This window comes from Cupriavidus pauculus, assembly GCF_002858765.1.
In the GTDB taxonomy this organism is placed as follows: Bacteria; Pseudomonadota; Gammaproteobacteria; order Burkholderiales; family Burkholderiaceae; genus Cupriavidus; species Cupriavidus pauculus_B.
The window spans coordinates 103,657-127,172 of record NZ_PJRP01000016.1 but is presented as its reverse complement, the minus strand read 5'-3'; the positions used below and the strand labels follow the sequence as shown (position 1 = coordinate 127,172).

Here is a 23,516-nt window from a genome sequence, read left to right as displayed (position 1 = left end):
AATTTCCGCAAACCTGTCACAACCGCGTTTCGCCACGCGTCTTATGGACAAACGGATGCGAATTGGCGCGTCCGTCTTCCTGAATCCGACGAAATCTGACGAATTGGAGAACCGCATGTCTGCACGTCTCAACTTCTTCCCCCTTGCCCAGACCAGCCAGAAGGCCCTGATTGCGCTGTCGCAATCGTGCAAGACAAGCTCGCTCGGCGAACGCCTGGTCGAAATGGTCCAGCTTCGCGTGTCGCAACTCAACGGCTGCGGCCTTTGCATCGACATGCACTGGCGCGACCTGATCAAGCAGGGTGTGGATCCGCGCCACCTGAACGCGATCGCCGGCTGGCGCGAGGCACCGTTCTTCGACGCCCGCGAGCGCGCCGCGCTGGGCTGGGCCGAGGCCATGAACGCCCTGCCCCATCGCGACGACACCGACGGCGCCTATCCGGCACTGCGCGAGCACTTCACCGAGGAAGAGATCGCCCAGCTCTGCTACACCGTGGCCGCCATCCGCGCCTGGAACGTGATGAACCTGAGCCTGCGCAACCAGATCCCGCTGAACCCGCCGCCGGGGATGTAAATCCCAATTGCTTCACGTCGTCTCCGCTCTCCCGCATGGCGGGAGAGGGGTCGGGGGATCGGTTCAAACTGCCACCCGTCGCAACTTGAACCACCTGCCCTCTCCCCCGCCCCTCTCCCATGAATGGGAGAGGGGCGAAAACACACGCAGCCTTACGCCGCAACCGCCCGCTGCCGCGCCACCTCCGCCTGCGGGGCCTTGGCGCTGTCCGCGTGCAGCGTGAAGTCGAAGCGGATCATCGCAAACGGCTTGTCCGTGCCTACCGCCCGCATGGCGGCCGGATCATCGACGCGCATCACCGGCGGCACCAGACCCTCGCGCGTGGCAAACGCGAAGTCATCCCACAGGAACGGATCGCCGTCGATATTGATCTGCGTGGTCAGTTTGCGATGCCCCGGCGCCGACACGAAGAAATGGATGTGTGCCGGGCGCGTGCCGTGGCGGTCCAGTTCCTTCAGCAGGCGGTCGGTGCTGCCCCCCGGCGGCACGCTGTAGCCCACCGGCATGATGCTGCGGAGGCGGTAGCGCCCATCAGCGTCGGTCACGATGCTGCGGCGCAGGTTGAACGCGCTCTGCGTCGGGTCGAAGTACGAGTAGTTGCCCAGCGAGTTGGCGTGCCAGACCTCCACCACGGCATTCGGCAGCGGCTGGCCGCCGGCGTCCCTGACTTGCCCTTCCATCACCAGTACCTCGCCTTCGTCGGTGCCGTCATCCAGGCGGGCCTCGCCCTGCGCCACCGGCGCGCCGGCCACGTAGAGCGGCCCCTCGATGGTCCGCGGCGTACCGCCTTCGATGCCGGCACGGGCTTCGGCCTCGTCCATGCGCAGGTCCAGGAAGTGGTCGAATCCCAGCCCGGGCGCGATCAGCCCAAGCTCGCCGGCGCGGCCGGCCTGGGCCAGAAAATTCAGGCCCGACCAGAATTCCTCGGGCTGCACGTCCAGGTCTTCGATCATGTAGAACAGGTCGCGCACCATGCGGTGGACGATGGCGGCGATGCGCGGGTTGGCGTGCTGGCCCGTGGTCTCCTCGATGCGGTTGAGCACGGCGTCGATCTGGATCTTGTCCATGGTTGTCTCCTTGATGGGGTCGTTTTTCGGGGTTTGGTCGCTAGTCAGTCGCTACAGCGAACGGAACAGCGGACTGCGGGTAGCCTGGCTGGCGTCTGCCGCCGACAGGAATTTCTCGGTGAAGATGTCCTTCTCGAACAGCCGGCACTGCATCAGCGTGGCGATGCAGGCCTCGATCATCGGCGGCGGCCCGCACAGGTAGGCGCGCCAGCCGCGGAAGTCGTGCCCGAAATGGCTGGATGCCACGTCATGCACATAGCCCCGCTCGCCATCCCAGGCGCTGTCCTGCGGCTCGGCCGACAGCACCGGCACATAGGTGAAGTGGTCGTACTCGGCCGTCAGCGCCTCGAACGCGTCGCGGTAGTACAGCTCGTCGGCCGTGCGGGCGCCGTGTACCAGCACGATCTGGCGCGTATCGCCCGACGCCAGCAGGTCCAGCACCATCGAGCGCGGACTCGACAACCCCGAGCCGCCCGCCATGAACACCAGCGGACGCGGGTCGCGCTTGCGCACAAAGAAGCGGCCCAGCGGCCCGGACAGCTGCAGCCGCTCGCCGACCGCCAGTTTTTCGTGGATATACGACGTCGCGCTGCCGCCCGGCACCAGGCGGACATTCAGTTCGATCTCATCCGACGACGGCGCCGACGCGATCGAAAACGCGCGTGGCGCGGCTTCCATGCCCACCCACAGGTTCACGTATTGGCCAGGCTGGAAGCGCAGCGCGTCGGCGCCTTCCACCCGCAGGAACACGCCCTTGATGGTTGGCGTCAGCGCCTCGATGCGCGTGACTTCGGCCGTGAAGTCCATCAGCGGCAGCCCCAGATGATCGGGTTCGGGCTCGATATCGGCCTCGATGGTCATGTCGGACAGCGGCGTGGCGCAGCAGGCCAGGCACTTGGCCTCCTCGCGCTCGAAATCCATCAGCGCGAACGGCGACGCCTCGCCGTGGTCGATCTCGCCGTCCAGCGTCTGCACCTTGCAGGTACCGCACAGGCCGTGGCCGCAAGCGTGCGGCAGCCATACGCCGGCGCGCAGGCAGGCGTCCAGCAGGGTCTGGCCCTCGTCCACGTCGATGGACTGGCCCAGCGGTTCGATGGTCAACTGGTAGCGCATGGCAACCTCCTTGCAGTCAGTTGAACGAGCCGGCAATGCCGGTCAGCCCCGGGGTGCGCAGCCGCAGCAGCGACTTGTGGCCCAGGCCGTTGTCCGTCAGGCTGGCCTGTTCGTCGGGCGTGAACGGCGCGTCGCCGCGCAGCCATTCCACGCGGGCCCAGTCGATGGCCGCGCCTTCGGGATGGGCCCCAAGCAGCGGCACCAGCACGTTGTCGACCAGCGCGCCGAACGGCATGTCGGGCGGCAGCGGCAGCGTGAACGGGCTGCAGAACAGCCGATGCTGGTCCCATCCGAAATACACCAGCTGGTTGCCGTGGAAGTTCTCCACGCGGTCGCGAACGTCGCCCGTATAGCCGGGCGCCAATGCGATGACTGGCATGATCTGTCTCCTTCTGCTTCTGTCTGTGCGTCTGTGCGTCTGTCTGTGCTGGGGTGTCTTACTCGTGGCCGGTCCACCGCTGCCAGTTCGCCCGGTCCTGCGAATCGGCATAGTCGCCGCGGTCCTCGGGCTGCAGGTGATACCAGTCCAGCACCTCGGGCAGCGTGGTGCCGCCGCAGTTGCCCTGGAAGATCTGGTGCACCGGCAGCCACGACTGGACGTACTTCTCGGGCTCGCTCAGGAACACGTCGCGGCAGCCGTCCGAGCAGAAGTGGTAGTGCTCGCCGTTGTGTTCGGCGTGGCGGTAGCAGACCTGCGTGGGGTCGTCCGGCTCGGTGAACGCCATCGGAATCTGGCAGATCTGGCACAGCATCGGCAGGCCGGGATTGGTCCAGCGCTGGCCGGCGTCGTGCTGCTGCTTCCAGTAGTCGAAGCGCGGCCGGTAGTGTTCGTCGAAGCTGTCGGGGTACTTCTGCGCCAGCCAGTCCATTTCGTTCGGCTCGGGCACCCAGGTGTGGATGCCGGCCGCGTGGTTGAAGTTGTAGAAGATGCCCCAGGCGATATGCGACAGGTGGTCCTTCTCCTTCGCGGCCTGCTCGTGGTACTTCGGCATGCGGACGCCATAGCGCGCCAGGTCCTTGAACAGCGCGCCGCCGTTCTGCTCGAAATAGATCTCCCACGCCTCCTTCCAGCTCATCACGCGCTTCGGGCACATGTAGTCCATCATCATCGCCACCAGCGTCAGCAGCCGGTAGCCGCGCCAGAACCACTTGTCGATCCACTTCTGGATGATCGGCAGGTTGGCGGGGTCCTGTTCGAGCATGGACTTGACCACTTCCAGCCCCAGCGTCATGTGGCGCGACTCGTCAGACTGGGCCGAGAAGCCAAACGTCACCGTGGCCATGTCGCCGTTGTAGGCCGCGCCCGACATGAACGGCATGAACAGCAGGTTCGTCAGCACGTACTCGAACGAGAACGAGATCGCCGTGATGAACTCGAACGGCCCCGCCGTCATGGCGTCCTCGAAATACGACTTGGGCACCGACAGGTACCAGAGCCGGTCATGCAGGTGGCGCCAGTCGGCAAAGCCGTTGAAGAACTTGTTGTAGTGACTGATCGTGTGAATCTGGGTCTGGCAATGGCGCAGTTCGTCGATCGACTGCATCTGGCAGGCCACGCGTGCGCCCACGCCGCGCAGGCTACGCCCGGTCATGGCGAAACCACGATGCGCCGCGTACTCCAGCGGCGACACGCCGGTCAGGAACAGCTTCAGCGCGTTGACGTAGCGGGCGTCGCTGATGTTGAGCTGGCCGTTGTTCTGCTGGAAGGCGTCGATGATCGCGTACAGCTTGCGTTCCTTCTCCGACTGGAATTTCCAGTAGGCGTCCATGGTCAGGCGGAACGGGTCTTCCCAGCCGTCCCAGTCATGGATCACGATGCCTTCAAACTTGTCGTGCGGAAAGACCTTGTCCATGGGCTGGTAGGTGGTGTCCCAGCCCAGGTCGCGGGTCAGTACGGCGTACTTGTCCTTGAGCGACAGCTTCGGCCGGGTGGCCTCGCGGGCGGCCATGGCGGTGGCGGTTGCGGTGGTCATTTGCCTGTCTCCTGTGTGCTGTGGGTCTGGCGCGGGCTTTACTGCCACGCCAGTACGAATGCGTCTTCGGTTTCATCGATATGGCCGGCCAGCGAGATCAGGCCGAGCTGCAGTTCCTGCACGTCCCAGGTGCGGCCGATGCGTTCCTCGACGCTGGCGCGCAGGATGGACAGCCGGCCCGGTGCATCGATCTTGACCATGGCCGGGTAGCGGGTGACGGTGGCGTGCGGGTTGTCGGCCTCGATGGCTTCGATCACCGGGCGCATGTCGTCGATGGCCTGCAGTGCGATGAATACGGGGGCGTCGCTCATGACGGGTCTCCCTGAGGTTGTGTCAGTCCCAGCCCCGCCAGGCGCTGGCGCAGCCCGTCCACGGCCAGCGCCAGCGCGGCATCGGCGTCGGCAGCAAACAGCCGCATGGCCAGCGGTCGCAGCGCGTGCGTGAAGCGTTCCAGCCAGCCGTAGGCAAATTCGCCGATCGCGGCGGCGTTGTCCGGGCTTTCCTGCGCGGCCGTCTTCACCGTGGCGTCGACCCACCGTGCCGATTCGCCATACCAGGCCGTCATGAAGTCGGTCACCAGCGAGAACGCCGGGCTGGCGGCCATGCGCTGGCGGTCGAACTGCTGGTAGACCAGCGGATACACCAGCCCGTCCAGCACCAGGTTCTGGGCCACGTGCAGCTCGAACCAGTCGTCGCGGACCAGCAGGTCTTCGGTCGCATGGCGCAGCGGCTGCCAGGTCATGTCTTCCATCCAGGCGGCCTTGGCCTGGTCCACGGCGTCCTTGTCGCCGATCAACAGCCCGATGCGCGTCAGGTACTGCGCGATGCCCAGGCGATCCATCGTGTGGAACATGGCAGCCTGCGTGATCGCGGACCCAAAGCCATACGCGGTGATGGCCGCGTTGTTCATGTTGGCGGCCCATTCCAGGTGGCGCAGCGGCACTACGCCTGCGGTCAGCAGCTCGCGCAGGTCGGCCGGCAGCGTGGCCAGCAGGCCGCGCTTGTCGACGAACTCCAGGTTCTTTTCCATCGTGTCCTGCTGGCGGGCACGGGCGTTGACATAGGTGCCGTAGTAGTACTGGCGCGGGTCCTTCAGCGCGTACCAGTCCTGCATCACCACGCGGGTACGGCGCGCGTCGTAAAGCTCGTACTGCGGCTGCCAGAGCGGGCGATAGTGAAAGCTCGTGACCGGCTGCAGGTCGAACATGGCCTCCTGGTAGCGCGTGGCGGGCTTGTCCGCGCCCAGCCGCCGGGCGATATGGGCAAATGTCTGCCGGATCGGACTGACGCTGGCGTCGGTCCGGATGTCGATTTGCATGGCTGTCTCCTTGTGGGTGTTGTCTGGCGTTGTCTGTCGTTGTCTGGCGAGGTCCGGTCAGTTCAGCAACTGGGCGTGCTGGTCGCGGCAGAACGACTGGAACTGCGCCGGCGGCATCACCAGTTCCACGAAGATCGCCGGATCGCCAATCGAGAACTCGAATTCGACCCAGCGCTCGTCGCGCTCCACCACGCGCACATAGCGCTGGTCTGGGGTGGGAAGTGGCATGTCTCGCTCCTGTTGCCTTGCACACACCGGGCGGTGCGTACTTTTTTGTGGAATCGGGTGCAAGGCTTAAAGCGAGCCGCGTGCCAGGCCGCGCAAAACGTTGTGGCACAAGGGATTGCGGGAAATTGGCGGTTCTGCCACGCGCCAGGCGGCTTGATCATTTGATGAGGGGATCAGGGCCGATTTCATCAAATGATCAAATGCGCGTTTGCTGCGTTGCACCAGGGGCCCCACGGGGCGTGTCGGCCCCTATCGGGGATCGGCGGAGGCCGTGCTAGGCTTCGCGGAAAGACGAGGCGTTTCGCCAGAAAACGCCCGCAGGAATCTGGAGTGACGAGGATGACAACGCCCCCCAAAACACCGCCCAAGGTATCCGGGCAGCCGCCAGGACAAGCCCCCGCAAAGGCTTCAACCCAACCGCCCGGCGCCCCGCCGTTCGATCTGGCATCGCTGCTGACCATCGACGCCCGCGCCGCGCAGATCCGCCTTGGCGAATCGCGCATGGTGCTGATGCATACCGAAGCACTGAGCTACCTGCGCCGGGAGATCCTCGACACGCTGGGGCTGGAGCGCGGCAAGGGCCTGCTGATCCGCATGGGCTACGCGCAGGGCATGCGCGACGCCGAAATGGTCAAGCGCGAGCGCAAGGAAGAGCTGGCCAGTTCGCCGCACGAGGCGTTCCTGTGGGGCCCGCAGCTGCATATGCTCGAAGGCGTGACGCGCGTGGAACCGGTGCGGCTGGAGGTAGACCGCGACACCGGCCACTTCTACGGCGAATTCCTCTGGAAGGATTCGTGGGAAGGCGAGGCGCCGTTCAACGAGGCGCTGAGCCGCGAGGAAGCCGGCTGCTGGGTGCAGCTGGGCTATGCCTCGGGCTACTCCAGCACCTTCATGGACCGGCTGGTCATCTACAAGGAGACCGAATGCGCGCGGCGCGGCGACACCCAGTGCCGCATCGTCGGCAAGCCCGCCGAGGAATGGGACGATGGCGAATACCTGAAGTACTTCGAGCCCGATTCCGTGATCAGCGACCTGCTCTCGCTGCAGCAGGAAGTCAGCACGCTGCGCGAAACGCTGTGCGGTGCCAACCAGGGCAACCTGATCGGCCAGTCGCCGGCCTTCCGCGAGGCCTTTGCCCTGCTGTCCGCCGCAGCCGACAGCCATATCACCGTGCTGCTGACGGGCGAGACCGGCGCCGGCAAGGAGATGTTCGCGCGTTGGCTGCATGACAACGGCCCACGCAGCGAGCAGCCCTTCATCGCGGTCAATTGCGCGGCGATCCCGCACGAACTGGTGGAATCGGAGCTGTTTGGCGTCGAGAAAGGTGCCTACACCGGCGCCCAGCAGTCGCGGCCGGGCCGCTTCGAGCGCGCCCACGGCGGCACGCTGTTTCTGGACGAGATCGGTGACCTGCCCCCCGCCGCCCAGGTGAAGCTGCTGCGCGTGCTGCAGAACAACGAGGTGGAGCGCCTGGGCGGCGTGGAAGCCCGCAAGGTCAACGTGCGGTTGATCGCCGCCACCAACGTGAACCTGGCGCAGGCCATCAAGCTGGGCCAGTTCCGCGCGGACCTGTTCTACCGGATCAGCACCTATCCCATCGCCATTCCGGCACTGCGCGAACGCCGGGAGGATATTCCCGAACTGGCGCAGGCGTTCATTACGCGCTGCAACGCGCTGTACCAGAAGCAGGTGCGCGGCCTGACGGGGCGGGCGCGCGACGCACTGGTGCAATATCCGTGGCCCGGCAATATCCGCGAGCTTGAAAACATGATCGAACGCGGCGTGCTGCTGGCGCCTGCCACCGGCATGATCGACGTGCCACACCTGTTCGCCAGCCAGCAGGCCGGCGCCGGCGGCCCGGAAACCGGCGAAGACGCCGATGCGCTGATCGAAAAGCTGCTGAACCAGCAGGTATCGCTGCCGCAGATCGAGGCCCGGCTGATGGAACTGGCGATGACGACCACGCGCGGCAACCTGTCGTCGGCGGCGCGCATGCTGGGAATTACCCGGCCGCAGCTGGCTTACCGGCTGAAAAAAGACGCCTAGCTCGTGGTTTGTTAAGGGTTATTACCTAGTTTTCATATAACCAGAAAAGCGTAAGGTGCTGGCCTATGCAGACAAGGCCCATCACCCTGACCGAGCGCGTCATCCAGCAATTGCGCGGCGAAATTGCCGACGGGACATTTCCCGTCGGTGCGCGGTTGCCCACGGGCAAGCAGCTTTCGGAACGCTATGGCGTCAGCGCGGCGGTGATCCGCGAAGTCACGGAACACCTGCGTTCGCACGGGATGATCGAAAGCCGCCAGGGCCTGGGCAGCACCGTGCGGTCGCGCGTCAGCGACAACGGCTTCCGCCTGGCCGGCAGTGCCGACGCCAACGACCTGGCGGCGATTTTCGAGCTGCGGATCGACCTGGAAAGCGCGGCGGCCGCCATGGCCGCACACCATCGCACCGAGGCGGACGTGACACGCATGGCCGCCCTGCTCCAGACCATCGCCGCACACATCGACGATCCCGACCATGGCGTGGAGCCGGACATCCAGTTCCATATCGCCATCGCCACCGCCACGCACAACCCGTATTACCTGCAGCTGCTGCAGTACATGAACCTGCAACTGCATCACGCCGTGCGCACCGCCCGCGTCAATTCCAGCCGGCAGGCCGGCCTGCCGCAGCAGGTGCATGGCGAACACGTGGCGATTTTCGATGCCATCCGCGCGCGCGATGCCGAACTGGCCCGCCAGCGCGCCGCCGAACACCTGCGTAACGCCGCTGGCCGCCTCGGCCTGCCGCTGCGCCCATCGTAATTCCTCCATTTTTGTTTCCCATAGCCGATCATGCTCGATACCGCATTTGCCCAACGCCTGACCGAAGCCCTTGGCCCAGAGGTGGTCGCCACCGCGCCCGACGATGTGGCGCCCTGGCTGTCTGACTGGCGCGGCCTGTACAAGGGCCACGCGCAGGCCGTGGTCCGGCCCCGCTCGACCGAACAGGTGGCGCAGGCGCTGGCGCTGTGCCAGCAGGCCGCCGTGCCCGTGGTGCCGCGCGGCGGCAACACCGGCCTGTGCGGCGGCGCCGCGCCGGGCAACAGTCCTGCCAACGTGGTGATCAGCCTGGACCGCATGGACAAGATCCGCTCGATCGACACCATCGCCAACACGATGGTGGCCGAAGCGGGCTGCATCCTGGGCAACCTGCGCCGCGCCGCCGAGGAAAACGACCGCCTGTTTCCGCTGTCGCTGGCGGCCGAGGATTCGTGCCAGATCGGCGGCAACCTGGCCACCAACGCCGGTGGCGTCAACGTGGTGCGCTATGGCATGACGCGCGAACTGGTGCTGGGCGTGGAAGCGGTGCTGCCCAACGGCGAGGTCTTTCACGGCCTGCGCACGCTGCGCAAGGACAACACTGGCTACGACCTCAAGCAGTTGCTGATCGGATCGGAAGGCACGCTCGGCATCATCACGGCCGCCGCGCTGCGCCTGTCGCCGCGTGCCGATTCGCGCGCCGTGGTGCTGGCCGCCGTGGAATCGTCGAAGCAGGCGCTGCAACTGTATTCGCTGCTGTTCGCCCGCTGCGGCGCCCGACTGCAGGCCTACGAGTTCTTCACCGGCGATTGCCTGGACCTGGTGCTGACCCACGCCGAAAACGTGCAGGCGCCCTTTGCCGAGCGCCATCCGGCCTATGTCCTGCTGGAAATTGCCGATACGGCGTCGGAGGACGTGCTGAACGCGCTGCTGGAATCGGTCATCGGCGACGCGCTGGAACAGGGCCTGTGCCTGGACGCCGCCGTCTCCGCATCGCTGGCCCAGTTGCAGGGCCTGTGGCGCCTGCGCGAGGAAATCTCCGAGGCCCAGCGCGCCGACGGCCTGCACCTGAAGCACGATGTGTCGCTGCCGATCGAGAGCATTCCGGCGTTCATGGCGTCGATGGAAGCCCGCCTGCTTGCGCGGTATCCGGGCATCCGGCCGTTCATCTTTGGCCATTTCGGGGACGGCAACCTGCATTACAACCTGTCGCGCCCGCTGGGCGCCGACCCGAAATGGGCGCTCGGCGACGGCAAGGCCGTCAGCGACGAAGTCATGGAGGAAGTGGCGCGCTACAACGGCAGCATCAGCGCCGAGCACGGCATCGGCCAGCTCAAGCGCGATGCATTCCTGGCCCTGAAAGATCCGCTGGAACTGCGGCTGATGCGCGCCATCAAGCAGGTGTTCGACCCCAGCGGCATCATGAATCCGGGCAAGCTCCTGTAACAGCGGCCGGTGGACGTTCTTTCGGGCGCTTTGCTGCCTTGCACAGTCGCTATACTGGGAGCCTTTTTCTGCATACCGCAACGAAACGGTTCCCAAATTGGCTGATCAAGACCTGAGCAAGCTCAAAATCGATCGCAGTGCCATGGCGCCCGCGCCGCGCCGGCGCCGCCGCTGGGTGCGCCACGTGATCATCGCGGTGATCCTGCTGGTAGTGATCGGCGTGGGAGCCCGGCTGGCAGGCCCGCAGCCGGTGGAGACCACCACGATCACGGCGGCCTACCCTTCCCAGAACTACACCCTGCTGAACGCCACGGGCTACGTGGTGCCGCAGCGCAAGGCGGCCGTGGCGTCGAAGGCCCAGGGCCGGCTGGAATGGCTGGGCGTGCTGGAAGGCTCGCGCGTCAAGAAGGACGAGATCATCGCCCGCGTGGAAAGCCGCGACGTGGAGGCGTCGGCCGCCCAGGCGCGCGCGCAGGTGCAGGTTGCCGAGGCCAACCTGCAGTTGCAGCAGGCCGAACTGCGCGATGCCGAGGTCAACCTGAAGCGTTCGGAGATGCTGCTGGAACCGAAGGCCATCTCGAAGCAGCAGTACGACGCCGACCTGGCCCGCTACAACAAGGCGCGCGCCTCGGTCAGCAATGCCCAGGCATCGATCACGTCGGCCAAGGCCAACGCCCGCGCGGCAGAGGTAGCCGTCGAGCAGACCGTGATCCGCGCCCCGTTCGATGGGGTGGTGCTGATCAAGCATGCCAACGTCGGCGACAACATCACGCCGTTCTCCGCCGCCGCCGACACCAAGGGCGCGATCGTGACGATCGCCGACATGGACACGCTGGAAGTGGAAGCCGACGTCGCCGAATCGAACATCGCCAGGATCACGGTGGAGCAGCCCAGCGAGATCCTGCTCGATGCGCTGCCCAACCTGCGCATGGCCGGGCGCGTGTCGCGCATCGTGCCGACCGTGGATCGGTCCAAGGCCACGGTGCTGGTCAAGATCCGCTTTGTCGACCGCGACCAGCGGGTGCTGCCCGACATGAGCGCCAAGATCGCCTTCCTGTCCAAGCCGGTGCCGCCCGAAGACAGCAAGCCGCTGACCGCCGTGCAACCATCGGCCGTGGTGGACCGCGACGGCAAGGCCGTGGTGTTCGTCGTGGCCGACGGCAAGGTCAGGCAGGTGCCGGTGACCCGGGGCACCAAGATCGGCGAACTGCTGGCCGTCCAGGGCGTGAAGTCCGGCGAGACCGTGGTGCTGGCACCGGGCGACAAGCTTTCGGACGGCGCGAAGGTCACCGTCACCAAGAAGTAAGACATGACCGCCCCGCTCGCCCCTGCCGCCTCCGCCGCCTCGCCCACGCCTCTTGTGTCGATCCGCCATCTGGCCAAGTCGTACCGGCGTGGCGCCCAGACCGTGCCGGTGCTGTCGGACATCTCGCTGGACATCGCGGCCGGTGACTTTATCGCGCTGATGGGCCCATCGGGCTCCGGCAAGAGCACGCTGCTGAACCTGATTGCCGGCATCGACCGGCCCGACAGCGGCGAACTGCTGGTGGGCGGCGTCGATATTTCCGAGCTGCCCGAGGCCTCGCTGGCCGACTGGCGCGCGGCGCACGTGGGCTTCATCTTCCAGTTCTACAACCTCATGCCGGTGCTGACCGCCTACGAGAACGTGGAACTGCCGCTGATGCTGACGCGGCTGGGCCGCGCCGATCGGCGCGAGCGCGTGGAAATGGTGCTGGGCATGGTCGGCCTGGCCGACCGCATGGACCACTATCCGACCGAGCTTTCCGGCGGGCAGCAGCAGCGCGTGGCCATTGCCCGTGCGCTGATTACCGATCCGACGCTGATCGTGGCCGACGAGCCCACGGGCGACCTGGATCGCAATTCGGCCTCGGACATCCTGGCCATGTTGCAGCGGCTCAATACCGACCTGGGCAAGACCATCATCATGGTCACGCACGACGCCCATGCCGCCGAGGCCGCCAAGTCGCTGGTCCACCTGGAAAAAGGCGAACTGCTCCAGAACGAGCAGCGCGGCTGAGCCACACACTACCATGTACCTGCCCAAGCTGATCGCCCGCAACGCCATGCGCCACAAGCTGCGCACGGCGCTGACCGTGCTGGGCCTGGTGATCGCCGTGCTGGCCTACGGCCTGCTGCAGACCGTGGTCGATGCCTGGTACGCGGGCGCGTCGGCGGCATCCAATGCGCGGCTGGTGACCCGCAACGCCATCTCGCTGACGTTCGCGCTGCCGCTCAACTACGAATACCGCATCAAGGGCGTGGATGGCGTGACCCAGGTGGCGCGCTCGAACTGGTTCGGCGGCGTCTACCGCGACCCGAAGAACTTCTTCGCCCAGTTCGCCGTCTCCGACAACTATCTCGACCTGTATCCCGAGTTCATCATCCCGCCCGAACAGCGCGCCGACTACCAGCGCGACCGCCGGGGCGCACTGGTGGGCCGGCAACTGGCCGACCTGTACGGCTTCAAGATTGGCGACGTCATCCCGATCAAGGGCACGATCTACGCCGGCACGTGGGATTTCGTGGTGCGCGGCATCATGGAAGGCCGTGACGAAACCACGATCACGCGCCAGATGGTGTTCCACTGGGACTACCTGAACGAAACCGTGCGCAAGAAGAATGCCAAGCAGGCCGACCAGGTGGGCGTCTTCATCCTGGGCGTCGACAACCCGGACAATGCCGCCGCGATCTCGCGGAACGTCGACAACGTGTTCAAGAATTCGCTGGCCGAGACGCTCACCGAGACCGAGCAGGCCTTCCAGCTTGGCTTTGTGGCGATGTCGAACCAGATCATCGCGGCGATCCGGGTGGTGTCCTACGTGGTGATCGTCATCGTGATGGCCGTGATGGCCAACGCCATGGCCATGAGCGCGCGCGAGCGCATTACCGAGTACGCCACGCTGAAGGCGCTGGGCTTCGGGCCGGGCTTCCTGTCCATGCTGGTTTTTGGCGAATCGATGATCATCAGCGCGTTTGGCGGGGCGCTGGGCATGTTACTGACGCCACCGGCGGCCCGCTTCTTCAAGCAGGCGGTAGGCGGCGTGTTCCCGGTGTTCACCGTGTCGCACGAGACCATGGCGATGCAGGCCGGCTGCGCGCTGGTCGTGGGGCTGGCGGCGGCCATCGTGCCGGCCGTGCAGGCCGCCCGCGTGCGTATCGTCGAGGGCCTGCGGGCCATCGGCTGACGGGATCGCACGCAGATGGTCATCCCGCTCCACTACATCGCCCGCAACGTTTGGGCCCGGCGCCTGACCACGGCGCTGACGGCTGGCGGCCTGGCGCTGGTGGTCTTTGTGTTCGCGACGATGCTGATGCTGGATGCCGGGCTGAAGAAGACGCTGGTGACCACGGGCGAGCGCGACAACGTCGTGGTGATCCGCAAGGGCGCCGAAACCGAAATCCAGAGCGGCATCACGCGCGACCAGGCCGCCGCGCTGGAGATGTATCCATCCATCGCCATGACGCCCGAGGGCCGCCCGATGGCCTCGCGCGAAGCCGTGGTGCTGATTTCGCTGACCAAGACCGGCTACACCACGCCGTCAAACGTGGTGATCCGGGGTGTATCGCCGCTGGGCGTACCGCTGCGGCCGCAGGTGCGGCTGACCGAGGGGCGCGTGTTCAAGCCCGGCTCGTCGGAAATCATCGTCGGCAGCAGCATCGCCAACGGCTACGGCAACGTGCGCATTGGCGATCACCTGCGCTTTGCGCAGCGCGACTGGACCGTGGTGGGCCATTTCGATGCCGGCGGCAGCGGTTTCGATTCCGAGATCTGGGGCGACGTGGACCAGCTCATGCAGTCGTTCCGCCGCACCAGCTATTCGTCGATGGTGCTGCGGCTGGCCAATACCGACGCCTTCGACAAGTTCCGCGCCGACATCGACGTCGACCCGCGGCTGGCCAACGAGGCCAAGCGCGAGCAGCAGTTCTACAGCGACCAGTCCAAGGCGCTGTCGGCGTTCATCAACATCCTGGGGCTTACGCTGACAACCATCTTCTCGGTGGCGGCCATGATCGGCGCCATGATCACGATGTACGCGTCGGTGGCCAACCGCGTGGGCGAGATCGGCACGCTGCGCGCACTGGGCTTCCAGCGCACCAACGTGCTGATGGCCTTCCTGATCGAGGCCGTGCTGCTGGGGCTGGTGGGCGGCATCGCCGGCCTGCTCTGCGCGTCGCTGATGCAGTTCGCATCGTTCTCCACGACGAACTTCCAGACCTTTGCCGACCTGTCGTTCCGCTTCGTGCTGACGCCGGCCATCATCGTCAAGACGCTGCTGTTCTCGATGGCGATGGGCCTGATCGGTGGGTTCCTGCCGGCGCTGCGGGCGTCGCGGCTCAATATCGTGGACGCGCTGCGGGCACGCTAAGCCCCGCAGCAAAGCGGCGGCGCCCCCTGCCGAGGATCGTCACGGCGGCGCCTCGCCGTGGCGTTTGGGCGCCTGGCCTTCGCGCGATACAGGCCTGGCGCGCTGCGACCCGTAGCGGTTGGCATAGAGCCATGTGAATTCCGCCCCCAGCAGGAATATCTGCGCGGAGTAGTACACCCAGACCAGCACCACGACCAGCGAACCGGCCGCACCGTAGCCGGTGGCCACGCCCGTCTTGCCGATATACAGGCCGATCAGCAGCTTGCCCACCGTGAACAGCACCGACGTGACGACGGAGCCCAGCCAGACGTCGGGCCACCGCACGGCGGCGTGCGGCATGATCTTGTAGATCATCGCGAACACCACCGTCACCAGTACAAAGCTCAGGCCCATGTCGAGCACGTGGCCAAGCACCTCGCCCTCGCCCAGCATCGGCGACCAGTACCGGCCGATGGCGGCCAGCGCCGCGCTGGCCACGAGCGACACGATCAGCAGGAAGCCGATCCCCAGGATCATGCCGAACGACAGCACGCGCCCACGCAGCAGTTCCCATATGCCCGACGGCTTCTTGCGCTCGGGCACGCGCCAGATGCGGTCCAGCGCATCCTGCAGTTCGGCAAAGACCGTGGTGGCGCCCACGAACAGGGTCACGGTACTGAGCACCGCCGTGACCGAACCCTTGGCGGGCGAACTGAGCGACACCAGCATGCTCTCGATGGCCTTGGCGCCCTCCACGCCCACCAGGCCGCCGATCTGCTCGACCACCGCGCCGCGCGCCGCCTCGTCGCCGTACACCAGCCCGGCAATGGCAATCACGATCAGCAGCAACGGCGCCACCGAGAACAACGTGTAGTACGCCAGCGCGGCACCCATGCTGGGCGCATAGTCGTCCAGCCATGCCGAGACCGTGTCCCGTAGCAATCGTACGAAGCTCAGGACCGATCGTCTTGCTGCCACCCCGTGCTGCATCGCTAGGACTCCCATGCGGCTCATGACTGAAGCCTAGTGGGTGCGCGGCAGGCGGACTATCGGGCTGGGTCTGACAGCATGGTGCCCGCCCGGCGAGTTACCCCATCACCTCCTCGCACACCTCCAGCCACGCCCTGGCCGCGTGCGAGAGGTAGCGCCCCGGTGACCAGATATGGGCCAGGGCCCAGTCCATGGTCGGTTCGGTCAGGCGGGCCACGGCGAGCTTGTCGCGGGTTTCCAGGCGCTTGAGCAGCGGCTCGGGCAGGAAGGTGGTGCCAAGGCCGGCGGCGGCCATCGACGCCAGGAAATCCCAGTGGCCGCTCTGCGCCACCACTTGCGGCTCGATGCGGGCTTCCAGAAAGGCCTGCCGCAGCTTGCGCGTCAGCGAGAACTCGTCGGTCAGCATCACCAGCGGTTCGTCGCGCAGCGCCTCCAGCGTCACCGTGCGGCCGCTGGCCCAGGCAGCGCGATGGGGGCCGACCGCCCAAATTGGATATTTTGCGAACTGGCGCGTCTCCAGCGCCAGGCCGGTATCGCCGGGCAACACCGTGGCACCCACCTCAAGTTCGCCATTCGCCACTTGCTGTTCGACGACCTGCCCGCCGTGCTCGGACAGCGTCAATTGCAGGTTGGGATATCGCTTGCGAAAGGCACTGACCGCCGGCGAGAAGAACAGGTTGACCATCGGCGGAATACCCACGGTCAGCTGGCCGCGCCCCAGCGATGACAGATCCGCCACTTCCAGTGTGAGCCGGTGCACCACGCCCAGCGCCTCCTGGCCCCGGTCGTACACCACCCGGCCCACATCGGTCAGCCGCACCGACTTGCCCTCTCGAATCAGCAGTGGCTGGCCCACTTCGTCTTCCAGCTGCTTGACCATCTTGCTGATGGTCGATTGCGTGACGTAGAGCGACGATGCCGCTTGGGTGAAGCTTTTCAGACGCGCGGTCTCGACGAAGTAGCGCAGCGCGCGGATGTCGATGGGCATGGCAGGCCTTTTATGAATATTCCGACTGAAGCTGCGAATTTTAAATCATGGATGGAATCGTTGCAGGGCGACTACACTGCCCGTCCTACGCCCCCAATTGCCGGACCACCGGCGCATCACAATCATGGCTAGCTGGCCGCATGCCCGACAGTGGCTGTTTTCGCTGAAGGCATTCGCTGCCGCGATGCTGGCGCTCTACATCGCACTGTCGTTCGGCCTGCCGCGCCCATACTGGGCCATGGCCACCGTCTACTTCGTCTCGAACCCGCTCACGGGCGCCACGCGCTCGAAGGCCGCCTATCGCGTGGCCGGCACGATACTTGGCGCGATGGCGGCCGTGATTACGGTGCCGCAGTTGGTGAACATGCCGATCGTGCTGATGGGCGCCATTGCGCTGTGGATCATGGCGCTGGTCTACCTGTCGCAGTTGCAGCGCTCGCCGCGCAGCTATGTGTTCCTGCTGGCGGCCTATACCCTGCCGATCGTCGCGCTGCCCGCCGTCATGCAACCAGCCGACATCTTCGATATCGCCGTGGCCCGCATCGATGAAATCGTGATCGGCATTGTCTGCGCGAGTCTGGTCGGCGCCATCGTGTTTCCGGCCAAGGTGGCGCCCGCGCTGCGCGAACGGGCGCGCATCTGGCTGGACGACGCGGCGGCCTGGGCCCGCGATATCGCCGCCGCCAACCCCCGCGCGGTTGCAAGCCGGCATCGCCTGGCCGCCGACATGCTGGCGCTGGATCAACTGATCGTGCACCTGTCGTTCGATATCGAAAGCCGTCAGGCCGTGGATCACGCGCGCGCGCTGCGTGGCCGCATGTCGCGGCTGATGCCGGTGCTGTCCGGCCTGGAAAGCGTGCTGCAGGCGCTGCGCGAAACGCCAGATGCCCGGGCGCCGCGCCTGCCGCGCCCAGCGCTGGAACAGGCCGCCGCCTTGCTGAACACCCGGTACGCGATCCTGTTGCGGGCCTGCGCCGACCTGCAGCAACGGATTGTCGACCGCCCAGACGCGCCGCAGGGCCATCCATCGAGGACCGAACCCCCTAGCGGCGAAACCGAGCGCGAGCCCGACGGCGACACGCTTCACCACGACCACGCCATGCTGGTCTTCGGCGCGGTGTCCGCCGGGCTTGCCGTGTTCTGTGCCGGCCTGCTGTGGATCTTTTCCGGCTGGGAGGATGGTGGCGGCCCGGTAGCCGTGTCGGCCATCGCCTGCTGCTTCTTCGCCACGATCGACGAGCCGCGTCCCGTGGCGCGATCGTTCATCCGCTGGGCCGCGATCTGCCTGCTGATTTCGTCGTTCTACCTGTTCATGGTGGTGCCACACGCGCAGACGTTCGAGACGCTGGCCGGCATGCTGTCGGTACCTTATCTGGGCATCGGGGTGCTGGTCCAGCGGCCCGGCTTCAACCTGATCGCCATGCTGCTGTCTGTCAATACCGCGTCATTTGCCAATGTGCAGACCGTCTACGACGCCAACTTCATCGGCCTGTTCAATACCAACCTGGCAAATGCCGCCGCGATGCTGTTTGCACCGCTGTGGACCATGCTGGCGCGACCCTTTGGCGCACACGTGGCCGCGCAGCGGTTGATCCGCGCAAGCTGGCTGGATCTGGCGCGGGCCGCGACGTGGCGGGGCGCCGACGCCCATACGCGCGTGGGCGCCCGGATGCTGGACCGGCTGGGGCAACTGATGCCACGGCTCGGCGCGGGCGGTGGCCGGCTGGCATCGGACGGCTTTACCGAACTGCAGATCGGCTATTGCACGCTGAGCTTGCAGCGCGCGCTGCCGTCCCTGCCCATCGCGGCCCGCAAGCCGGTGCGCCGTGTGCTGGGTATCGTGGCCCGCCATTTCCGGGCGCGGATGCAGGCTGGCCACGCGGTGGCGCCGCCGGCCGCCCTGCATGCGTGGATCGAAGCGTCACTCGTGCAACTGGCCCCGCTGCACGATCGCGCCCTGGCGGCCGACGTTCAGTGCGCGCTCGTGGTGCTTGGCGTCACGTTGCACACACATGAAGAAACCGACTGACGAATGATTTTTTAAATCATCACAGGAATGCATTGGGCGACCTACACTTTGTTCCGTGCCGCACCACTCCGACGCGGCATCGCCCACAAGGCGTTCCGGACGGCGCGTCCTCCCCCCCACCCCGCCAGACGCGCCGTCCACCCAATCTGTTGAAGACTAGAAATGCACAACTACACGATCAAATCCCTGCTTGCCACCACGATGCTCTGCGCCTGCACGCTGGCCGCCGCGCAATCCGGCCACGGCATGCAAGACCGCGGCGTCGATGCCGACCGCTATGGCTACACGATGCACAACGGCCCCCGCGACGTCTTTACCGAAGGCGCCAACGTCCTGGAAAAGCGCGATGTCTACAGTCAGGGTGCCTACGGCACGCGCAAGCCGGACCCGTACACCGATGGCGCCCGCACCACGGCTGGCCTGGACCGCACCGGCGTGTCGGCACCGCCGGCACACAGCGCCTGATCTGCCTGCTCCCTGCCTCTTTTCTGCTTTGTTCTCTGCGAGATGAGACTTGTACCGCGTCCTTGGGGATGCGGTTTTTTTATGTTCAGCGGAACTTGAACAGGCCTTCCCAGAACGACTCGAACGCGCTGGCATGCTTATCTGCACGAGCGGTGCCGGTATCCGGCTGCACGGTGGCGTCTGTGGGCTCTGGCTCGACGACGGTCTTGCGCGATTCGTGCAGCGCCCAGACGCTGTCGGCGATCCGGCCGGCAAGGCCCGGCTCGCATTCCTGGCCCAGCAGGACGCCAAACAGCACGTCGCGGCCATGTCCGTCGTCGGCAAAGCGCATGGCGACAGCCACCATCTTTTCGTAGTGATCCTGCGCAACACGCCTGGCCGCCTCCTGGGCCTCGCGTTCCTGCGCGGCCTCGGCCGCCATCTCGGCGGTGTGCTCGGTCTCCCAGCGGCGCATTTCCCGTTCAAAGACCTCGTCGTAGACCTGGCGTTGCTCGGCGTCGGACAGGATCGAATAGGCGTCGCGAATCTGCTGGAAAGCCGCATGGGCATCGGCCTCGCGGCCCGGATTGCGGTCCGGATGCCACTTCATCGCGGCGCGGCGATAGGCGAGCTTGATCTCTTCCAGGGTGGCATCGGACTGGATGCCAAGCGTCGCGTAGAGCGTAGTCATTGGATGGGTTGCGATGGGGGTGCGGCGGCGAAGGCGTTCATGCTAGCACGGCGTCCGGGCGCCGATTTCCACCCTTTCCGCCCTGCCACGGCTCGTCCACTTTTCGCCTGTGGGAACGGCTGGCAACGCGCCACCGCATGGCGGTGACCTCACGTTTTCGATGGGGTCTGCCCCATTCTGGTGCTAAGCTTCGTGCCTGTTCGAGACATGCTGCCACCCGCATCATTGTCCGGACATTACGGCATCTGCCCATCCCGCGCCCTGCCGGCGCGGGTTGCCCACCAGGACTTCATGCCACGGCGCCCACCCGACGCGCCACTCCAGGACGGCCCGTCGCCAGCCTCTGCGGCCAGGCGCCGGCGCCACACCACGCACCGACGACAATACTGAGACATCGTGACTTTGCCTTCCCTCGATTCCTTCCTGGCCGGCGTTGCCCGGCGTGACCCCAACCAGCCCGAGTTTTTCCAGGCCGTGAAGGAGGTCATGATGACCTTGTGGCCGTTCGTCGAGCGCCATACGCGCTACCGCGAACAGGCGCTGCTGGAGCGACTGGTGGAGCCCGAACGCGTGATCCAGTTCCGTGTGGCCTGGACCGACGACCGCAATCAGGTACAGGTAAATCGTGCGTTCCGCGTGCAGCACAGCTCGGCCATCGGCCCGTACAAGGGCGGCATGCGTTTTCATCCGACCGTGAACCTGTCGGTGCTGAAGTTCCTGGGCTTCGAGCAGACCTTCAAGAACGCGCTGACCACGCTGCCGATGGGGGGTGGCAAGGGCGGATCGGACTTCGATCCCAAGGGCAAGTCTGACGCCGAGGTGATGCGCTTCTGCCAGGCGCTGATCGCCGAACTGCACCGCCACCTCGGGCCCGATACCGACGTGCCGGCCGGCGACATCGGCGTGGGCGCCCGCGAGGTGGGCTTCATGGCCGGCATGATGAAGAAGCTGTCGAACCATTCGGCCTGCGTGTTCACGGGCAAGGGCCTGGCCTTTGGCGGCAGCCTGATGCGCCCCGAGGCCACCGGCTACGGCACCGTGTACTTCGCGCAGGAAATGCTGCATCGGCGCGGCCGCGATTTCAACGGCCTGCGCGTGCTGCTGTCCGGCTCGGGCAACGTGGCGCAATACGCGGCCGAGAAGGCCATCGAACTGGGCGCCAAGGTGCTGACGGTGTCGGACTCCGGCGGCGTGCTGCACTTTCCGCAGGGCATGGACAGCGAACAGCTGGCGGCGCTGATGACGTTCAAGAACGAAACGCGCGGCCGCCTGGCCGACTTCGCCCCGCAGCACGATCTGCGCTTCGAGGCCGGCAAGACGCCGTGGCATGTGCCCGCCGACGTGGCGCTGCCGTGCGCCACCCAGAATGAACTGGACGGTCACGACGCCGAGCGCCTGCTGTCGAACGGCGTGTTCTGCGTGGCCGAGGGCGCCAACATGCCGTCGACGCTGGATGCCGTGGACCGCTTCGTGGCCGCGCGCATCCTGTACGCTCCGGGCAAGGCCAGCAATGCGGGCGGCGTGGCCACGTCGGGCCTGGAAATGTCGCAGAACGCGATGCGCATGGCCTGGCACCACGCCGAAATCGACGAGAAGCTGCATGCCATCATGAAGGACATCCACGGCAACTGCATCCACTACGGCCAGAAGGACGACGGCTATATCAACTACGTGGAAGGCGCCAACATCGCCGGCTTCGTCAAGGTGGCCGATGCCATGCTGGCGCAGGGCGTGATCTGATCGGTCAACCGGCCCGGCCGGCGCCCCATCGCCGGCGCTGGTCTTAAAGAAAAAGCGACGAGGGAAACCTCGTCGCTTTTTTTGCATCCTGCTTTTTTGCGCTTGCTGGTGCTGTGACTAGCGCACCTTCGCCCAGCCAACCACCTGCCAGCGGAACATCGCCGATTCGCCAACCTCGGCGCCGTACGTCATCTGCATCTTGCCGTCGGGCGCGTAGATGTCCAGTCGCGGCGCCGTCGGCAGGTCAAGCCACAACGAACCGTCGTGGAACGACCACTTTCCGCACCACGCGCAAGCGTCGCCCGGCTGTTCACCGGGTTGGTGAAAGTTGAAATGGCCATCCTCACGAATTTCGAGGTAGTCGAAAGCGCGATAGAAGGTGATCAGGGTCCGCTGCCGTGCGGTGGCTTCGGCGGTCTGCTCGGGCGTGGCCGGCGCCGGGAGATCCGAAGGGGCGCGGACGGCCGCCCCGTAGAGCTTCCACTTGCCGATGAAGTCCGCGGCGGCAGGCAGATATTGGGCAGCCGTGCTGGCAACAGGCGCGGGCTTCTTGCTGGGCGCCGGCGCGGTGTCCGCATGGACAGGGGCCGTGGTGGCCAGCGCGAGCAGCGCGGCACACGTGGTGATGGTGGTGGAGGTGGTGGTGGCGGTGACGGTGACGGATTTGGCGAAGCGGCTCGCCTTGATACGGAACATCGGAAAAAACACCCAGTGTGAAAGCGGAGAAAGCCTAGCAGCCCCCGGTCAGATCGAAGGCCGGAACAGCGGCGATAAATGTAGCATATTAGGCATATTAAGGCATATACATCACATATAAAGCGCCTTAAAATTCATTTACGGCCATCACCGAACCCGTTCCGCACGCGCGCGCGGCAAGGGCTGAAGCGATGGCCGGATCCGTAGCAACACACCCTCACAGGGTGACAAAACACCGAAGGAAAGCAGCAAATGAAAGCGATTACCCTCCGAATCCTGACGGTTGCCGCCATGGCCGCAGCAAGCACCGCGCACGCGGCAGCCCCGGCGCAATCGCCGGAAGCCGTCACGGACCTGTTCCTGCGCACGCTGATCCTGGCAGACCCGGCAGCCATGAAGTCGCTGAACGACTACACGCGCCCGGTGCGCGTCGCCAGCAAGGCCTCGGGCGACTTCATCAATATTCCGGAGACGCTGGAAGCCGACAAGGATTACGCCAAGGAACTGGCACCGGTCTTCCTGGAACAGCTGAAGCTGCCCCAGGCAGACAAGACGGCGCTGGAGCCGACCGTCATTCAGTTCATGCAGAGCCTGCACGATGCCCAGAAGCGCACCGTCTGCACGACGGGCAAGGCCGAGACGGTCACCGAAGGGGTGCCGAAGAAGTCGGTGGCGGTCAACGTGCCGTTCGAGTGCAAGGTGGCGAATCCGCCTGAAAAGCTGAAGGCCTTCCTGCAGCGCGCATCGGGCAGCAACTGGAAGACCGTGGCGCAGTATCGCGAGGCCATCGACAAGCTGCGCGTGGGCTATGAAACCGCCCCGCTGACCCAGGACTGGCGCGGCGCCCTGCCGCTGATCTCCGACAAGAAGCCCGTGGTGTGGCAGAACATCTTCCCGCGCGAGAGCGTCGATATCACCGAAGCCCTGTTCTGATCTGGCGCCGCCGCCAGGGCATCGGGGTATCCCGAGTCCTGGCGAGGCCCCAGGCCGAAAGCCGACGCCCCGCAAGGGGCGTCGGCTTTTTCTATTGCGCGATACGGCAGTCCCC

General features: G+C 65.9%; 23 protein-coding genes. 12 read left to right on the top strand and 11 right to left on the bottom strand.

All coding sequences use genetic code 11. From position 1 onward, the window contains the following. The first annotated feature begins 115 nt into the window (after positions 1-115). A complete protein-coding gene (locus tag CYJ10_RS26285) occupies positions 116-574 on the top strand; it encodes a carboxymuconolactone decarboxylase family protein (RefSeq protein WP_101684423.1) in 459 nt (152 codons plus the stop codon). A 152-nt stretch (positions 575-726) separates the two neighbouring features. On the opposite strand, the gene catA is transcribed toward CYJ10_RS26285, so the two are convergent. The 7 genes from catA to CYJ10_RS26250 are packed head-to-tail and all read right to left on the bottom strand — an operon-like array spanning position 727 to position 6,273. Further along, positions 727-1,641, bottom strand: a complete 915-nt coding sequence (gene catA, locus CYJ10_RS26280; protein WP_101684378.1) for a catechol 1,2-dioxygenase — start codon at positions 1,639-1,641, stop codon at positions 727-729. 51 nt (positions 1,642-1,692) lie between these two features. Then, the gene (locus CYJ10_RS26275; RefSeq protein WP_101684377.1) at positions 1,693-2,754 is read right to left on the bottom strand and encodes an NADH:ubiquinone reductase (Na(+)-transporting) subunit F; all 1,062 of its coding nucleotides are present in this window, start codon (positions 2,752-2,754) and stop codon (positions 1,693-1,695) included. Positions 2,755-2,770: 16 nt separating this feature from the next. Then, complete coding sequence (locus tag CYJ10_RS26270) at positions 2,771-3,133, bottom strand: phenol hydroxylase subunit P4 (RefSeq protein ID WP_101684376.1); 363 nt, start codon at positions 3,131-3,133, stop codon at positions 2,771-2,773. A 58-nt stretch (positions 3,134-3,191) separates the two neighbouring features. Next, positions 3,192-4,727: an aromatic/alkene/methane monooxygenase hydroxylase/oxygenase subunit alpha gene (locus tag CYJ10_RS26265; protein ID WP_101684375.1), complete on the bottom strand. Its 1,536-nt coding sequence runs from the start codon at positions 4,725-4,727 to the stop codon at positions 3,192-3,194. Positions 4,728-4,765: 38 nt separating this feature from the next. Further along, positions 4,766-5,038 (bottom strand): MmoB/DmpM family protein, encoded by a 273-nt coding sequence (locus CYJ10_RS26260; protein ID WP_101684374.1) that lies wholly within the window; start codon positions 5,036-5,038, stop codon positions 4,766-4,768. Next, positions 5,035-6,045 (bottom strand): aromatic/alkene monooxygenase hydroxylase subunit beta, encoded by a 1,011-nt coding sequence (locus tag CYJ10_RS26255; protein WP_101684373.1) that lies wholly within the window; start codon positions 6,043-6,045, stop codon positions 5,035-5,037. The genes CYJ10_RS26260 and CYJ10_RS26255 overlap by 4 nt, the downstream gene beginning before the upstream one ends. 57 nt (positions 6,046-6,102) lie before the next feature. Further along, on the bottom strand, positions 6,103-6,273 hold the full coding sequence (locus CYJ10_RS26250) for a phenol hydroxylase subunit (protein ID WP_101684372.1): 171 nt from the start codon (positions 6,271-6,273) through the stop codon (positions 6,103-6,105). 339 nt (positions 6,274-6,612) lie between these two features. Here CYJ10_RS26250 and CYJ10_RS26245 point away from each other — a divergent pair, with 339 nt between their 5' ends. The 7 genes from CYJ10_RS26245 (at position 6,613) to CYJ10_RS26215 (ending at position 14,911) form a co-directional block, all read left to right on the top strand. Continuing rightward, positions 6,613-8,319, top strand: a complete 1,707-nt coding sequence (locus CYJ10_RS26245; protein WP_257993540.1) for a sigma-54-dependent Fis family transcriptional regulator — start codon at positions 6,613-6,615, stop codon at positions 8,317-8,319. A gap of 65 nt (positions 8,320-8,384) precedes the next feature. Further along, the gene (locus CYJ10_RS26240) at positions 8,385-9,080 is read left to right on the top strand and encodes a FadR/GntR family transcriptional regulator (RefSeq protein ID WP_101684371.1); all 696 of its coding nucleotides are present in this window, start codon (positions 8,385-8,387) and stop codon (positions 9,078-9,080) included. A 30-nt stretch (positions 9,081-9,110) separates the two neighbouring features. After that, entirely contained in the window at positions 9,111-10,523 is a 1,413-nt protein-coding gene (locus CYJ10_RS26235; protein WP_101684370.1) for an FAD-binding oxidoreductase, read from the top strand. A 97-nt stretch (positions 10,524-10,620) separates the two neighbouring features. Next, positions 10,621-11,829 (top strand): efflux RND transporter periplasmic adaptor subunit, encoded by a 1,209-nt coding sequence (locus CYJ10_RS26230; protein ID WP_101684369.1) that lies wholly within the window; start codon positions 10,621-10,623, stop codon positions 11,827-11,829. A gap of 3 nt (positions 11,830-11,832) precedes the next feature. Beyond that, positions 11,833-12,561 carry an ABC transporter ATP-binding protein gene (locus CYJ10_RS26225; RefSeq protein WP_101684368.1) on the top strand — a complete coding sequence of 243 codons (729 nt, stop codon included), beginning with the start codon at positions 11,833-11,835 and terminating at the stop codon, positions 12,559-12,561. A 13-nt stretch (positions 12,562-12,574) separates the two neighbouring features. Then, complete coding sequence (locus tag CYJ10_RS26220) at positions 12,575-13,729, top strand: ABC transporter permease (RefSeq protein WP_101684367.1); 1,155 nt, start codon at positions 12,575-12,577, stop codon at positions 13,727-13,729. Between the two features lie 15 nt (positions 13,730-13,744). Further along, positions 13,745-14,911 (top strand): ABC transporter permease, encoded by a 1,167-nt coding sequence (locus CYJ10_RS26215; RefSeq protein WP_101684366.1) that lies wholly within the window; start codon positions 13,745-13,747, stop codon positions 14,909-14,911. A gap of 39 nt (positions 14,912-14,950) precedes the next feature. Here CYJ10_RS26215 and CYJ10_RS26210 read toward each other — a convergent pair whose 3' ends face one another. Beyond that, positions 14,951-15,880, bottom strand: coding sequence for a YihY/virulence factor BrkB family protein (locus tag CYJ10_RS26210; RefSeq protein ID WP_101684365.1), 930 nt, complete (start codon positions 15,878-15,880; stop codon positions 14,951-14,953). 97 nt (positions 15,881-15,977) lie between these two features. Beyond that, a complete protein-coding gene (locus CYJ10_RS26205) occupies positions 15,978-16,868 on the bottom strand; it encodes a LysR family transcriptional regulator (protein WP_101684364.1) in 891 nt (296 codons plus the stop codon). A 124-nt stretch (positions 16,869-16,992) separates the two neighbouring features. Here CYJ10_RS26205 and CYJ10_RS26200 point away from each other — a divergent pair, with 124 nt between their 5' ends. Both CYJ10_RS26200 and CYJ10_RS26195 read left to right on the top strand, forming a co-directional pair. After that, a complete protein-coding gene (locus tag CYJ10_RS26200) occupies positions 16,993-18,897 on the top strand; it encodes an FUSC family protein (protein ID WP_101684363.1) in 1,905 nt (634 codons plus the stop codon). 162 nt (positions 18,898-19,059) lie between these two features. Continuing rightward, a complete protein-coding gene (locus CYJ10_RS26195) occupies positions 19,060-19,362 on the top strand; it encodes a hypothetical protein (protein WP_101684362.1) in 303 nt (100 codons plus the stop codon). Positions 19,363-19,447: 85 nt separating this feature from the next. Here CYJ10_RS26195 and CYJ10_RS26190 read toward each other — a convergent pair whose 3' ends face one another. Further along, positions 19,448-20,032: a J domain-containing protein gene (locus CYJ10_RS26190; RefSeq protein ID WP_101684361.1), complete on the bottom strand. Its 585-nt coding sequence runs from the start codon at positions 20,030-20,032 to the stop codon at positions 19,448-19,450. Between the two features lie 396 nt (positions 20,033-20,428). Here CYJ10_RS26190 and gdhA point away from each other — a divergent pair, with 396 nt between their 5' ends. Continuing rightward, positions 20,429-21,772, top strand: coding sequence for an NADP-specific glutamate dehydrogenase (gdhA, locus tag CYJ10_RS26185; protein WP_101684360.1), 1,344 nt, complete (start codon positions 20,429-20,431; stop codon positions 21,770-21,772). 117 nt (positions 21,773-21,889) lie between these two features. On the opposite strand, the gene CYJ10_RS26180 is transcribed toward gdhA, so the two are convergent. After that, entirely contained in the window at positions 21,890-22,468 is a 579-nt protein-coding gene (locus CYJ10_RS26180; RefSeq protein ID WP_101684359.1) for a hypothetical protein, read from the bottom strand. A 252-nt stretch (positions 22,469-22,720) separates the two neighbouring features. Here CYJ10_RS26180 and CYJ10_RS26175 point away from each other — a divergent pair, with 252 nt between their 5' ends. Beyond that, positions 22,721-23,401, top strand: coding sequence for a hypothetical protein (locus CYJ10_RS26175; RefSeq protein ID WP_101684358.1), 681 nt, complete (start codon positions 22,721-22,723; stop codon positions 23,399-23,401). Positions 23,402-23,516: the final 115 nt, after the last annotated feature.